15 protein-coding genes are annotated in these 14285 nt (G+C 45.5%); all 15 read left to right on the plus strand.

Translation table 11 applies throughout. From position 1 onward, the window contains the following. Positions 1-2 precede the first annotated feature (2 nt). The 15 genes from R7O03_RS08775 to bamB all read left to right on the plus strand — a co-directional run bounded on the left by R7O03_RS08775 (position 3) and on the right by bamB (position 14272). The gene (locus R7O03_RS08775; RefSeq protein WP_005381719.1) at positions 3-1217 is read left to right on the plus strand and encodes an IscS subfamily cysteine desulfurase; all 1215 of its coding nucleotides are present in this window, start codon (positions 3-5) and stop codon (positions 1215-1217) included. Between the two features lie 38 nt (positions 1218-1255). Then, positions 1256-1639 carry a Fe-S cluster assembly scaffold IscU gene (gene iscU / locus R7O03_RS08780; protein ID WP_005381718.1) on the plus strand — a complete coding sequence of 128 codons (384 nt, stop codon included), beginning with the start codon at positions 1256-1258 and terminating at the stop codon, positions 1637-1639. 70 nt (positions 1640-1709) lie between these two features. Next, a complete protein-coding gene (gene iscA / locus R7O03_RS08785; RefSeq protein WP_005381717.1) occupies positions 1710-2033 on the plus strand; it encodes an iron-sulfur cluster assembly protein IscA in 324 nt (107 codons plus the stop codon). 55 nt (positions 2034-2088) lie between these two features. Further along, positions 2089-2604: a co-chaperone HscB gene (gene hscB, locus R7O03_RS08790; RefSeq protein WP_033905803.1), complete on the plus strand. Its 516-nt coding sequence runs from the start codon at positions 2089-2091 to the stop codon at positions 2602-2604. Between the two features lie 21 nt (positions 2605-2625). Then, on the plus strand, positions 2626-4479 hold the full coding sequence (hscA, locus tag R7O03_RS08795) for a Fe-S protein assembly chaperone HscA (RefSeq protein WP_005381715.1): 1854 nt from the start codon (positions 2626-2628) through the stop codon (positions 4477-4479). 13 nt (positions 4480-4492) lie between these two features. Further along, positions 4493-4831: an ISC system 2Fe-2S type ferredoxin gene (fdx, locus tag R7O03_RS08800; RefSeq protein ID WP_005381713.1), complete on the plus strand. Its 339-nt coding sequence runs from the start codon at positions 4493-4495 to the stop codon at positions 4829-4831. A 44-nt stretch (positions 4832-4875) separates the two neighbouring features. Then, positions 4876-5070: a Fe-S cluster assembly protein IscX gene (iscX, locus tag R7O03_RS08805; protein WP_005381711.1), complete on the plus strand. Its 195-nt coding sequence runs from the start codon at positions 4876-4878 to the stop codon at positions 5068-5070. A 161-nt stretch (positions 5071-5231) separates the two neighbouring features. Beyond that, positions 5232-6530 carry an aminopeptidase PepB gene (gene pepB / locus R7O03_RS08810; RefSeq protein WP_005381709.1) on the plus strand — a complete coding sequence of 433 codons (1299 nt, stop codon included), beginning with the start codon at positions 5232-5234 and terminating at the stop codon, positions 6528-6530. Positions 6531-6625: 95 nt separating this feature from the next. Beyond that, positions 6626-7051 (plus strand): nucleoside-diphosphate kinase, encoded by a 426-nt coding sequence (gene ndk / locus R7O03_RS08815; RefSeq protein ID WP_005381702.1) that lies wholly within the window; start codon positions 6626-6628, stop codon positions 7049-7051. A gap of 373 nt (positions 7052-7424) precedes the next feature. After that, positions 7425-8552 (plus strand): bifunctional tRNA (adenosine(37)-C2)-methyltransferase TrmG/ribosomal RNA large subunit methyltransferase RlmN, encoded by a 1128-nt coding sequence (locus R7O03_RS08820; protein ID WP_017633913.1) that lies wholly within the window; start codon positions 7425-7427, stop codon positions 8550-8552. Positions 8553-8987: 435 nt separating this feature from the next. Continuing rightward, positions 8988-9938, plus strand: a complete 951-nt coding sequence (gene rodZ / locus R7O03_RS08825; RefSeq protein WP_318131669.1) for a cytoskeleton protein RodZ — start codon at positions 8988-8990, stop codon at positions 9936-9938. Positions 9939-9944: 6 nt separating this feature from the next. Next, positions 9945-11063 carry a flavodoxin-dependent (E)-4-hydroxy-3-methylbut-2-enyl-diphosphate synthase gene (ispG, locus tag R7O03_RS08830; protein ID WP_005381699.1) on the plus strand — a complete coding sequence of 373 codons (1119 nt, stop codon included), beginning with the start codon at positions 9945-9947 and terminating at the stop codon, positions 11061-11063. A gap of 26 nt (positions 11064-11089) precedes the next feature. Beyond that, positions 11090-12358: a histidine--tRNA ligase gene (gene hisS, locus R7O03_RS08835; protein ID WP_005381698.1), complete on the plus strand. Its 1269-nt coding sequence runs from the start codon at positions 11090-11092 to the stop codon at positions 12356-12358. A gap of 126 nt (positions 12359-12484) precedes the next feature. After that, on the plus strand, positions 12485-13099 hold the full coding sequence (locus R7O03_RS08840; RefSeq protein WP_005381697.1) for a YfgM family protein: 615 nt from the start codon (positions 12485-12487) through the stop codon (positions 13097-13099). Between the two features lie 12 nt (positions 13100-13111). Further along, positions 13112-14272, plus strand: a complete 1161-nt coding sequence (gene bamB / locus R7O03_RS08845) for an outer membrane protein assembly factor BamB (RefSeq protein ID WP_005381696.1) — start codon at positions 13112-13114, stop codon at positions 14270-14272. Positions 14273-14285: the final 13 nt, after the last annotated feature.

A 14285-nucleotide genomic window follows, 5' to 3' on the forward strand; every position in this document is an offset into this window, starting at 1 on the left:
GAATGAAACTGCCGATTTATCTTGATTATTCCGCTACATGTCCAGTTGATCCACGTGTTGCTGAAAAAATGGTTCAGTACATGACAATGGATGGCACATTTGGCAACCCAGCGTCACGTTCGCACCGTTACGGCTGGCAGGCAGAAGAAGCGGTCGATACTGCTCGTGAGCAAATTGCTGACCTTCTAAATGCAGATCCTCGCGAAATCGTATTTACATCTGGTGCGACAGAATCAGACAACCTTGCGATTAAAGGTGCAGCGCACTTTTACTCGAAGAAAGGCAAGCACGTAATCACTTGTAAAACAGAGCACAAAGCCGTTCTTGACCCATGTCGTCAACTTGAGCGTGAAGGCTTTGAAGTGACTTACCTTGAGCCAGAATCAAATGGCTTGATCGATCTAGAGAAGCTTAGAGCAGCCATGCGTGATGACACCGTGCTTGTGTCTATTATGCATGTAAACAACGAGATTGGTGTGGTTCAAGACATTACAGCGATCGGCGAACTGTGCCGTGAGCGTAAAATTGTTTTCCACGTGGACGCTGCGCAATCTGCAGGTAAATTACCAATCGACGTTCAAGAGATGAAAGTTGATCTAATTTCACTTTCTGCTCACAAAGTATACGGCCCTAAAGGTATCGGTGCACTTTACGTACGTCGTAAGCCTCGTATTCGTCTTGAAGCGCAAATGCATGGTGGCGGTCATGAGCGTGGTTTCCGCTCTGGTACACTACCTACTCACCAAATCGTAGGTATGGGTGAAGCATTCCGCATTGCAAAAGAAGACATGCAAAAAGATTACGATCATGCTTTAGCGCTTCGTAACCGTCTTTTTGATGGCGTGAAAGACTTAGAAGCAGTGACGGTAAACGGTGACTTTGAGCAGCGTGTACCACACAACCTAAACATCAGTTTCGCATTCGTAGAAGGTGAATCACTACTAATGTCGCTTAAAGATCTAGCGGTATCTTCTGGTAGTGCTTGTACGTCTGCAAGCCTTGAGCCTTCTTACGTTCTTCGTGCCCTAGGCATGGATGACGAATTGGCTCACAGCTCGGTTCGTTTCTCGTTTGGTCGTTTCACGACTGAAGAAGAAATTGATTACGCAATTGAACAAATCCGCGTTGCAGTGACTAAGCTACGCGACATGTCTCCTCTATGGGATATGTACAAAGAAGGGATTGATTTGAGCACTGTTGAATGGGCTCACCATTAATCTCAGGGATTGAAATAGAGGATTCGAGGTAATTTATCATGGCATACAGCGAAAAAGTAATTGATCACTACGAGAACCCACGTAACGTTGGTTCATTCGATAAAGAAGATCCATCAGTAGGTAGCGGCATGGTTGGCGCTCCTGCGTGTGGTGACGTAATGAAGCTTCAAATCAAAGTGACACCTGAAGGTATCATCGAAGATGCGAAGTTCAAAACATACGGTTGTGGTAGTGCAATCGCATCAAGCTCACTAGTAACTGAGTGGGTAAAAGGTAAGTCAGTTGATGAAGCGGCAGCAATTAAAAACTCTGAGATTGCTGAAGAGCTAGAGCTTCCACCAGTGAAAGTTCACTGTTCTATTCTTGCTGAAGATGCAATCAAAGCAGCGGTTGCTGACTACAAGAAAAAACACCAAGAATAATTATTCCGTAATATAATGGGAGCTTTGACGCTCCCATTCCAATCGAAATTTAGACAGACTAAGGTGCAGTATGGCCATCACAATGACAGAATCAGCGGCAAGTCGCGTAAGAGCATTCCTAGATAACCGAGGCAAAGGTATCGGTTTACGTCTTGGAGTGAAGACGACTGGTTGTTCCGGCATGGCATACGTACTTGAGTTTGTTGATGAGCTCAATGAAGAAGACGAAGTATTTGAACTCTCTGGAGTGAAAATTATCATCGATCAAAAGAGCTTAGTGTACCTAGATGGTACTGAATTGGATTACGTGAAAGAAGGGTTGAATGAAGGTTTTGAATTCAACAACCCTAACGCGAAAAGTGAATGTGGTTGTGGTGAAAGCTTCAACGTCTAATTGATTGTCCTTCTGGGCAAACGAGTCCGGAAGGCTTTACTAGGACCCGAACTTAATGAATCACTTTGAATTATTTGGGCTACCAAGTCAGTTTAAGCTGGATGGTAGCCTTCTTTCTTCTCAGTTCCGAGAACTACAAAAACGCTTCCACCCGGATAACTTTGCAACGGGCTCAGAACGTGACCGTTTGATGGCGGTGCAAAAGGCGGCGCAAATCAACGATGCCTATCAAGTTCTGAAAAATCCTATTTCTCGCGCCGAGTATATCCTCGCAGAGCAAGGTGTTGAGATCCGAGGTGAACAGCAAACAATGCAAGATCCAATGTTCTTAATGGAGCAAATGGAACTGCGCGAAGAACTGGAAGAGATTGCTGACAAGTCCGATCCTGAATCGGCGCTTTTTGACTTCGACTCTAAGGTCAGCAAAATGTACAAACAGCATCTGGCAAGCGTCGAGCAAGAGCTTGATGATGGTCTATGGGCTGAAGCCGCAGACCGAGTTCGTAAGCTAAAATTCATTGCCAAACTAAAGAACGAAATTGAGCTAGTCGAAGACAAACTCCTCGGCTAGTAAGCGTGACAAGGACCTATCATGGCACTACTTCAAATCGCAGAACCGGGCCAAAGCTCGGCACCTCATGAGCATAAGTTAGCAGCGGGTATCGACTTAGGTACTACCAACTCTTTGGTTGCTTCTGTACGTAGCGGCGATGCAACTCCACTTGCGGACGAGCAGGGCCGTACTATTTTACCTTCAGTCGTTAATTACGCTGAGGAAACGTTAACGGTCGGCCACGAAGCCAAAGCCAAAGCAGAGTTTGAACCAGAGAACACGATTATCTCTGTAAAACGTTTGATCGGTCGTTCATTAAAGGACATTCAGTCCCGTTACTCTTCACTTCCTTATCGTTTTAAAGAGAGTGAAAACGGCCTGCCAATTCTGCAAACACCTCAAGGTGACAAAAACCCGATTGAAGTATCTGCGGACATCCTAAAAGTATTGGGTAAGCGAGCTGAAGATACGTTAGGTGGTGAGTTAGCTGGTGTCGTTATTACCGTTCCTGCTTACTTTGATGACGCGCAACGTGCAGGTACAAAAGATGCGGCGAAATTAGCTGGTCTTCATGTTCTCCGTCTACTTAACGAACCAACCGCTGCGGCAATTGCTTATGGCCTAGACTCTGGTCAAGAAGGTGTGATTGCGGTTTACGATCTAGGTGGCGGTACTTTTGATATCTCTATCCTACGTTTATCGAAAGGCGTATTTGAAGTATTAGCAACAGGTGGCGATTCTGCATTAGGCGGTGACGACTTCGACCATCTATTTGCCGATTATTTAATGGAGCAAGCGGGTCTAGAAGCGCCGCTTTCTGCAGAAAAGAACCGTATACTGTTGAACATTGCTACTGAAGCTAAGATTGCTTTCTCTGAGCAAGACAGTGTTGACGTTGACGTTTTTGGTTGGAAAGGCACCGTGACTCGCGAGCAGTTCGAAGATCTGATTCGTCCGCTAGTGAAGAAAACACTGATGTCTTGTCGTCGCGCATTAAAAGATGCGGATGTCGACGCAGATGAAGTACTCGAGGTCGTCATGGTTGGCGGCTCAACCCGTACATTGTTGGTTCGTGAAATGGTAGGCGAGTTTTTTGGTCGCACACCTCTGACAAGCATTAACCCTGATGAAGTCGTCGCAATCGGCGCGGGTATCCAAGCAGACATTCTAGCGGGTAACAAGCCGGACTCTGAAATGTTGCTTCTTGATGTGATCCCACTGTCGCTCGGTATTGAAACCATGGGTGGTTTGGTCGAGAAGATCATCCCCCGCAACACTACGATTCCCGTTGCGCGTGCGCAAGAATTTACCACATTCAAAGATGGCCAAACGGCGATGAGTGTTCATGTGGTACAAGGTGAACGTGAAATGGTTGATGACTGTCGTTCACTTGCTCGCTTCTCGTTAAAAGGTATTCCTCCGATGGCAGCGGGTGCGGCACATATTCGCGTGACTTACCAAGTCGACGCAGATGGCCTTCTTTCTGTTACGGCAATGGAGAAGAGCACTGGTGTTCAATCAGAGATTCAAGTAAAACCTTCTTACGGCTTAAGTGACAATGAAGTGGCGGATATGTTGCGTGATTCAATGACGCACGCAAAAGAAGACATGCAAGCTCGTGCCTTAGCTGAGCAGCGTGTTGAAGCCGACCGAGTGATAGAAGGTTTGATTGCAGCGATGCAAGCTGATGGTGATGACTTACTATCAGAACAAGAGAAACAAAACTTGATTAAAGCCATCGAAGCCTTGATTGAGCTGCGTAATGGTGATGATGCAGATGCGATAGAGCAAGGCATTAAAGATACCGATAAAGCGAGCCAAGATTTCGCATCACGCCGTATGGATAAATCGATTCGAGCTGCGTTGTCAGGTCAATCAGTAGACGATATATAAGAGATAAGTAGTTATGCCTAAGATTATTGTATTACCACACGACGATTTGTGCCCAGAAGGTGCAGTGTTGGAAGCAAACTCTGGTGACACCGTTCTAGACGTAGCGCTAAAAAACGGTATCGGTATTGAACATGCGTGTGAGAAGTCATGTGCGTGTACTACCTGCCACGTAATCATCCGTGAAGGTTTTGATTCACTAGAAGAAAGTGAAGAACTAGAAGACGACATGCTAGATAAAGCGTGGGGTCTAGAGCCTGAGTCACGCCTAGGGTGTCAGGCGAGAATCGCTGATGAAGACTTGGTGGTAGAAATTCCTAAATACACACTAAACCACGCTTCAGAAGATCACTAAAACTATCTTCCCAATATAGGGAAGAAGCAAAAGGAAGATGAGCAATGAAATGGACAGATTCTCGCGATATCGCGATTGAACTTTGTGACAAGTTTCCAGATGTCGATCCAAAAACAGTGCGTTTTACCGATCTTCATCAATGGATCATGGAGTTAGATGAGTTTGACGATGAGCCAAACCGTTCTAATGAAAAGATTCTAGAAGCCGTTATCATGTGCTGGATGGACGAAGCGGACTAAGTCTGTAAAACACAGCCTAGTTAACAATTCTTACTAAAAAAAGCGGACCTTTAGGTCCGTTTTTTTATCCAATTGACATTTTTGCCCTACATAATGCTAACATCCGTGAGTTATTAAAAAGAAGCAGCGTAGGCAACGCTGCTATAAGACAAGGAGAAACCATGTCTACACAGATGTCTGTATTTTTAAGTCAAGAGTCGGCAGCACCACATTGGGGTGAAAAAGCACTGCTTTCATTCGCTGAAAACGGCGCAACTATTCACTTAGGTGAAGGTCATGATCTCGGCGCAATTCAACGTGCAGCTCGTCAGCTAGATGGCCAAGGAATTCGTTCTATTTTTCTTTCTGGTGATAACTGGGATCTAGAGAGCGTATGGGCTTTCCACCAAGGGTTCCGTAACCCTAAAAAACATGGCTCAGTTGAGTGGGCAGCATTGTCTGATGAAGATCAAGCAGAGCTTCAAGCTCGTATTACTTCGACTGATTTTACCCGCGATATTATCAACAAAACGGCAGAAGAAGTTGCTCCTCGTCAGCTAGCGACAATGGCTGCTGAATTCATCAAATCTGTTGCGCCGAAAGGCACGGTGACAGCTCGTATCGTCAAAGACAAAGACTTGTTGGCAGAAGGTTGGGAAGGTATTTACGCAGTAGGCCGTGGTTCTGAGCGTACTTCTGCGATGCTTCAGTTAGACTACAACCCAACTGGTGACGAAAACGCACCTGTATTCGCATGTCTTGTGGGTAAAGGCATCACCTTTGATTCCGGTGGTTACAGCTTGAAGCCTTCTACCTTCATGAGTGCAATGAAAGCAGATATGGGTGGCTCGGGTACTATCACTGGTGGCCTAGGATTAGCTATCTTGCGCGGTTTAAACAAGCGCGTAAAACTGATCTTGTGTTGTGCTGAGAACATGGTTTCTGGCCGTGCCCTTAAGCTTGGCGACATCATCACTTACAAAAACGGCAAAACCGTTGAGATTATGAATACCGACGCGGAAGGTCGCTTGGTGCTTGCAGACGGTCTTATCTACGCTAGTGAGCAAAAGCCTGAGTTAATTATTGACTGCGCGACGCTAACAGGCGCAGCGAAGAATGCGTTAGGTAACGATTACCATGCGCTAATGAGCTTTGATGATGAGCTATCGCATCAAGCGCTTACGGCGGCAAACCAGGAAAAAGAAGGCTTGTGGCCGCTACCACTTGCTGATTTCCATCGAGAAATGCTGCCATCTAATTTTGCCGATTTATCGAATATCAGCTCTGGTGATTATTCTCCGGGTGCAAGTACTGCAGCTGCATTCTTGTCTTACTTCGTTGAGGACTACAAAAAAGGCTGGTTACATTTCGACTGTGCGGGTACGTATCGTAAAGCCGCTTCTGATAAATGGGCTGCGGGAGCAACGGGTATGGGTGTTCGTACACTTGCTCGTTTCCTCAATGAGCAAGCTGGAAAATAAGATTGATTGCAGCACTCTCTTGTTTGAGTGCTGCTCTTACCCAGTAAGTCACTTTAAAAGCACAACTATTATTACAAGTACAGAAAGGAAATTTTATGGCTCTAGAAAGAACATTTTCAATCATTAAGCCTGATGCTGTAGAGCGAAACCTAATTGGTGAAATCTACAATCGTATTGAAAAGGCTGGCCTACGTATCATCGCTGCCAAAATGGTTCACCTGACAGAAGATCAGGCAAGCGGCTTTTATGCAGAGCATGAAGGTAAAGAGTTTTTCCCTCCTCTAAAAGAGTTCATGACATCTGGTCCTATTATGGTTCAGGTATTGGAAGGCGAAAATGCGATTGCACGTTACCGCGAGCTAATGGGTAAAACCAACCCAGAGGACGCGGCATGTGGCACTTTGCGTGCTGATTACGCACTCAGCATGCGTCACAATTCAGTTCATGGTTCAGATAGCCCTGAGTCTGCCGCTCGTGAAATTGAGTTTTTCTTCCCTGAATCAGAAGTTTTCTCTCGCTAACTCGTTCATGCATCACTTTTGCGTGATGATCTAGTTCGTAATAACCTCGGAATTGTCCGAGGTTTTTTATTCCGCATTCTCCATTTCACCGGCGAGTTCATTCGTAATTATTCGCGAAGATATTGGCTAATCTGAGCATTTTACAGAGGTGAAAGCTTAGTTACGTGTGTTTGTTCTCACTGTTTTCTCTGTACCACTTCTACGCTTTTGTTGTCGGTTGTCTAATCATTATTCTCACCGTAAAGTCTGATTAAAATTTAATCGTTTTTATTTTAATGCCTTAGCAAACTCAGGGTCTTACACCCCTTGTTGTAGCTGCATAAAGGCTGTACAATTCGCGCCCTTATTCTTGTTTCAGTCATTGAGAGGCAACATGACCACTGAAAAAATCAATCTACTCGACTTTGATCGCAAAGGCATGCGTCAGTTTTTCGCGGAAGAACTTGGCGAGAAAGCGTTTCGTGCCGATCAGGTTATGAAGTGGATCTACCATTTCGGTGTAGATGACTTCGAAAAAATGACAAACATCAACAAGAAGCTGCGCGAAAAGCTTTTACACAAGTGTGAAATTAAAGCACCAACTGTAGCAGAAGCTCAGCATTCTTCAGACGGCACGATCAAGTGGGCAATGAAGGTTGGTGATCAGGATGTAGAAACGGTTTACATTCCAGAAGATGATCGCGCAACGCTTTGTGTATCTTCTCAAGTAGGTTGTGCATTGGAATGTAAGTTCTGCTCAACAGCACAGCAGGGTTTTAACCGTAACTTGAAAGTTTCAGAGATCATCGGCCAGGTTTGGCGTGCTGCACGTGAAATTGGTCTTGAGAAAGAAACAGGCCGTCGCCCAATTACGAACGTCGTGATGATGGGTATGGGTGAGCCGCTTCTTAATATGAAGAACTTGATTCCAGCACTAGAGTTAATGTTGGATGACCTTGGCTTTGGTTTGTCGAAGCGTCGCGTAACCGTATCAACATCAGGTGTGGTTTCTGGTCTTGATCAGATGACGGGCAAAATCGACGTTGCGTTGGCGATCTCTCTTCATGCGCCAAACGATAAGCTGCGTAGTGAAATCATGCCAATTAACGATCGTTGGGATATTCAAGATTTCCTAGCATCCGTTCGTCGTTACATTGCTTCATCGAATGCAAACCGTGGCAAGGTAACAGTCGAGTACGTGTTGCTTGATCATGTGAACGATGACATGGACCATGCACGCGAGCTGGCTGAATTGATGAAAGACACACCATGTAAGATTAACTTGATTCCGTTTAACCCGTACCCAGGTTCACCTTACAAGAAACCAAGTAACTCACGTATTGATCGCTTCCAAAAAACATTGATGCAATACGAGCACACAGTTACGGTTCGTAAAACACGTGGTGATGACATTGATGCCGCATGTGGTCAGTTGGTCGGTGATGTAATTGACCGAACTAAACGTACGGCAATGCTGAAAGCGTCACGCGGTGCCGATACCATTGAAGTGAAAGCTGTATAAACGACCGGAATTCAAAAATAGCCAGAGCCATTCGCTCTGGCTATTTTGTTTATTGTTTAGGACATTTTCGCCAAGATTTGGGACTATCACTCTGCAACCTAAGGTTATTTGGGTATAATTTCGAATTCCTTTGTCAAAGTTTGGACAAAAGCTTGAGCTATCTGTTAGTTTGAGTGTAAAGAGTTTTTGTCTTCGTTGCGCATTCGCTTATCATGATATGTAACACTAACGATGACACCGATAATTCTCAGCACTTTCTCACATACGTTTTGCTGATTTTTGCAAAACGGGTATTCGCACTCAGATCGCTGAGAGTTTCTTAAAATTATTATTTTTGGTTAACGCGTTTAGGCTAGCTATCTTTAAAGAGGCTTAAGAACAATAACGAAAATACATGACCACGTTAGCCACTAAAACAGATTAAATACCGCCATTATGACAGAACACGAAAATACGAATGAAGTGCCACTCTCTATTGAAGCTGGCACATTACTGAAAAACAAACGTGAATCCTTGGGAATGAGCCAAAAGCAAGTTGCCGATCGCCTGAGGCTTCGCATTTCTGTGATTGAAGATATTGAAAATAACCGATTTGAATCTCAACAAGTTGCGACATTTACGCGTGGTTACTTACGCTCTTACGCTAAATTCGTAGGTCTTGATGAGAAGGTGGTTTTGACGGCGTTAGAGCAGACTGCCGATGCTCAGCCTCAAGAGCAAGAAATTGAAATGCAAAGCTTCTCTCGTAAAACAAAAGACGAGAAGCACAATAGCCGTATTATGCTCCTTACTTGGGTTATCGGGCTGGTCATTATTGGCATTTCAGCGGCATGGTGGTGGCAAAACCAACAAGAGAATAGCCTAACTAAGGAAGTAACGGATTCAAGTGTTGAAGCGCCGCAGCCCACTGCTCAAGAATTAGCTGATATCGATTTGATGACGGCTGAAGAGTTAATCGCAAGCACTCCTGAAGAAGTTGCTTCAACTAATGAAGGCGTTGCTGAATCGACTGAAGCACCCGTTGAGCAAGGGGCGGATCCTTTGCTGACTGAAACTGAAAATACAACAAGCGTAGATTCTGAAGAACCTGTTGCCGTGATTGAAGCGGCGGAAGCGGAACAGCCTGCGCCAGTAGTACCTGAAGGCATGACACTTCTTACTATGAAGTTTAAAGCGGACTGTTGGATTCAAGTAAAAGACACCAATGGTAAAACGCTGGTAAGTGGTACTCATAAGCCAGGACAAGATGTAGAACTTACCGGAAAAGCGCCATTTAAAGTGATATTGGGCGCACCGGAAGGGGTTACAATGACATTTGCAAGTGAACCTGTCGACCTTTCTGGGTATACTTCAGGCAAAGTAGCTAGATTCACTCTACCGTTATAAAAAATTATGCAACACGAATCTCCAATTATTCGTCGTAAATCGACGCGTATTTATGTGGGTGATGTGCCAATTGGTGATGGTGCGCCAATTGCAGTACAGTCAATGACTAACACTCGCACGACTGACGTAGAAGCGACAGTCGCTCAAATCCGAGCACTAGAAAAAGTCGGCGCAGATATCGTTCGAGTTTCTGTACCTACGATGGACGCAGCAGAAGCTTTCAAACTGATTAAACAGCAAGTTTCTGTACCATTAGTGGCTGATATTCATTTCGACTATCGTATCGCGCTGAAAGTTGCGGAGTACGGAGTTGACTGTTTACGTATCAACCCAGGTAACATCGGCAATGAAGAGCGCATTCGCGCCGTTGTTGATTGCGCTCGCGATAAAAATATCCCGATCCGTATTGGTGTCAATGGTGGATCTTTGGAAAAAGACCTACAGATGAAATACGGTGAGCCTACGCCAGAAGCCTTGGTTGAATCGGCGATGCGTCACGTAGATCATCTCGATCGTCTTAACTTTGACCAATTTAAAGTTAGCGTGAAAGCTTCAGACGTTTTTCTTGCGGTGGATTCATATCGTCTGCTGGCGAAGAAAATCGATCAGCCTCTTCATTTAGGTATCACAGAGGCGGGTGGTGCTCGAGCTGGCGCTGTTAAGTCATCTGTTGGCTTAGGTATGCTGTTATCTGAAGGGATAGGCGATACGCTGCGTATCTCTTTGGCTGCCGATCCAGTTGAAGAAATCAAAGTCGGTTTCGACATCCTTAAATCTCTGCGCATTCGCTCTCGAGGCATCAACTTTATTGCGTGCCCAAGCTGCTCACGCCAAGAATTCGATGTGATTGGTACGGTGAATGCACTGGAGCAACGTTTAGAAGACATCATCACGCCAATGGATGTGTCTATCATCGGTTGTGTGGTAAACGGCCCTGGTGAAGCAGAAGTTTCTCACTTAGGTCTAGCAGGTAGTAACAAGAAGAGCGCATTCTACGAAGATGGTAAACGCCAGAAAGAGCGCTTTGATAACGATGACCTTGTGAATAAGCTAGAAGCTAAGATCCGTGCGAAAGCAGCTATGATGAATGGCGAAAACCGCATCGAAGTTAAAGTACAAGATTAATCTCAACGAGAATTACGGTAAGTATTGTGGCAAAAACAATTCAAGCAATTCGAGGCATGAACGATTGCCTCCCAACTCAGTCGCCACTGTGGCAAAAATTAGAAAACACAGTGAAAAATGTAATTAGCGCATACGGTTATAACGAAGTGCGCATGCCAATCGTTGAAGAAACAAACCTATTCAGCCGCGCTGTTGGTGAAGAAACAGACGTCGTTTCAAAAGAAATGTACACTTTTGATGACCGTAACGGCGACAGCCTAACACTTCGCCCAGAAGGTACGGCGGGTTGTGTACGTTCATGTATCCAAAACAGCCTGATCAACCGTGATGAACAGCGTCTGTGGTACATGGGGCCTATGTTCCGCCATGAACGTCCGCAGAAAGGTCGTTACCGTCAATTCCACCAGTGTGGTGTTGAGGTGTTTGGTCTAAATGGTCCAGATGTTGATGCAGAGCTTATCATGATGACGGCGCGTCTATGGCGTGAGCTAGGTATCAATGAACATGTTCGTCTTGAGCTGAACTCTATCGGTTCTCAAGAAGACCGCGCAGACTACCGTACTGCACTGGTTGCATTCCTTGAGCAACATATTGATGTGCTAGATGAAGATTGTAAGCGTCGCATGCACACGAACCCACTGCGTGTTCTGGATACGAAGAACCCAGACGTTCAAGCTATTTTAGGTGATGCGCCTCGCCTTTCAGATTACTTGGGTGAAGAGTCTAAAGCACACTTCGCAGGTCTATGTGAACTTTTAGACGCTGCAGGTATCAAATACACAGTTAACGAACGTCTAGTTCGTGGTCTGGATTACTACAATCGCACGGTATTTGAGTGGATCACTGAGAGCCTAGGTGCTCAAGGCACTGTATGTGGCGGTGGTCGTTACGATGGCCTTGTAGAGCAATTAGGTGGTAAACCAACACCAGCGGTTGGCTTTGCAATGGGCCTAGAGCGTCTAGTACTGATGCTAGAAACGTTGGAACTGACAGACGTTCGTCGCAGTGTTGACGTGTACGTAGTCACAGCGGGTGAAGGCACCATGATGGCAGGAATGAAGCTAGCAGAACAGCTTCGCGAGTCTGTTCCAGGCGTTCGTGTGATGAATCACTTCGGTGGCGGTAACTTCAAGAAACAGTTTAAACGCGCAGACAAAGTTGGTGCTGTTGTAGCATTGGTTCTGGGCGAAAACGAAGTTGCGGATAATACCGTAGTACTGAAAGACTTAGCTGGTGGTGAGCAAGAGACTTACAACCAAGCAGAAGTTGCAGAAAAGATCGCAGCACTGATTTAAGTCTTTTAGTAATCTAACAAAATTACATCCTAGTTCGTAAGCTAAGGCTCCCAAATGTGGAGCCTTTAAACGAAATAGGAACAATGGCAGCTAAGCTGCCATTTACATGTTTTAAGAGGACAGGAAGTGGAACTTTACGATACTGAAGAACAACAAGTTGAAGCCATTAAAGACTGGTGGAAGGAAAACGGCAAAGCCGTCATCATCGGTGCGGTTGTTGGTTTAGGTGGTCTATTCGGCTGGCGTTACTACCAGGATTCTGTGATTCAGGCGAGTGAAGCAGCTTCTCAAAGCTACACGACAGCAATGAATGCTTTGCAAGACAAAGGCACTGATGCTCAAGCTGACGTGAAAGCTTTCATTGAGTCAAATGAAGTAAAAGAATACTCAGTATTGGCTGCGCTACAACTTGCTAAAGCACAAGTTGAAGCTCAAGACCTTTCTGCTGCATTGGAGCAACTGAAGTGGGCGCAAAGCAACACTCAAGATGCTGCGTTGTTACCATTGATTAGTTACCGCATTGCGCGTATTGAGACGGAAATGGGTAACTTCGACGCTGCAACGGCAGAGCTAAGTAACGTCACTGATACAGCATGGACAGGTCGTATTGCTGAACTTCGTGGCGATATTGCGATTCGCCAAGGTGACAAAGATGCTGCGTACGCTGCGTATACTGAAGCTCAGCAAGCGGCAGATGCAAGCCCGACACTACAAATGAAATTGGACGATCTGGCGAAATAAGGACCGCATTGGATGAAAAGAGTCTTTAAGAAAGCCTTGCTAGGGGCGTTAACAATGGGAGTACTTGCCGGTTGTGCAGGTGAGAAAGACACCATTGTAATGGCGCCACTACCTCAGGTAGACAGTCAGTTTACAACCAGTAGTGAGTGGAGCACATCGGTTGGCGATGGTGTCGGTCATTACTTTTCAAAGCTATCCCCTGTATTTGCGAATGATACATTGTTCGTGGCAAGTCGTGATGGCTTAGTAAAAGCGCTGGATCCTGAGAATGGTAAACAACGTTGGCAAACGGACCTAGAAGAAGATGTCATTGCTCGTCTCTCTGGTGGTATCACAGCGGCATACGGAAACCTCTACATTGGCTCTGAGAATGGTGAAGTCATCTCTCTTGACCAAGAAACAGGTGAAATTGTTTGGCGTGTAAAAGTTGGTGGTGAGGTACTGGCGAAGCCAGTTGCAGATTCAGGCCTTATTATCATCAATACTAGCCGAGGCATGTTGATTGCCCTTAATGAGAGTACAGGTGAGCAACGCTGGGCATTGAGTACAGAAGTGCCGAACTTAACTTTACGTGGCGACAGTACTCCGACTGCAATTGGCGGCGGTGTATTTTGGGGAACGGCAAATGGCCGACTCGCAGCTGCTATCGTTGAGCGTGGTCAGTTGATTTGGCAACAGCCTGTTGGTACTCCAAAAGGCGCGACAGAAATTGATCGTTTGGTTGACGTTGATTCATCGCCAATTGTGCTAGGCGGTACTCTTTTCACCATTGGATACAATGGTCAACTTATCGCCATTGACTTGCGTTCAGCGAACCCGATTTGGAAGCGTAATTACTCATCTGCGACAGACATTTCTACAGATGGTAGTCGCATCTTTGTGATAACGGAAAAAGATCATGTTGTTGCCGTTGATTCACGAAGCGGGACTGAGTTGTGGGAAAACAGCTTGCTTGAGCACCGACAACTTACAGCGCCAGTTATTGTTGGCAATTATCTCGTTGTCGGTGACACGCTTGGTTACCTTCACTGGATGGATCGTTCAACGGGCGAATTTGTTGCGCAGCAGTTTGTCGATGATAGTGGCTTGGCAGTTGGCCCGACGTTATTGTCGGATGGTTATGTGATTACAACTCGCAACGGCGATGTAAAGAAACTAACCATTAACGAATAATATCGTGATATAA

It is taken from the genome of Vibrio sp. Vb2960, assembly GCF_033337665.1.
Lineage (GTDB): Bacteria > Pseudomonadota > Gammaproteobacteria > Enterobacterales > Vibrionaceae > Vibrio > Vibrio alginolyticus.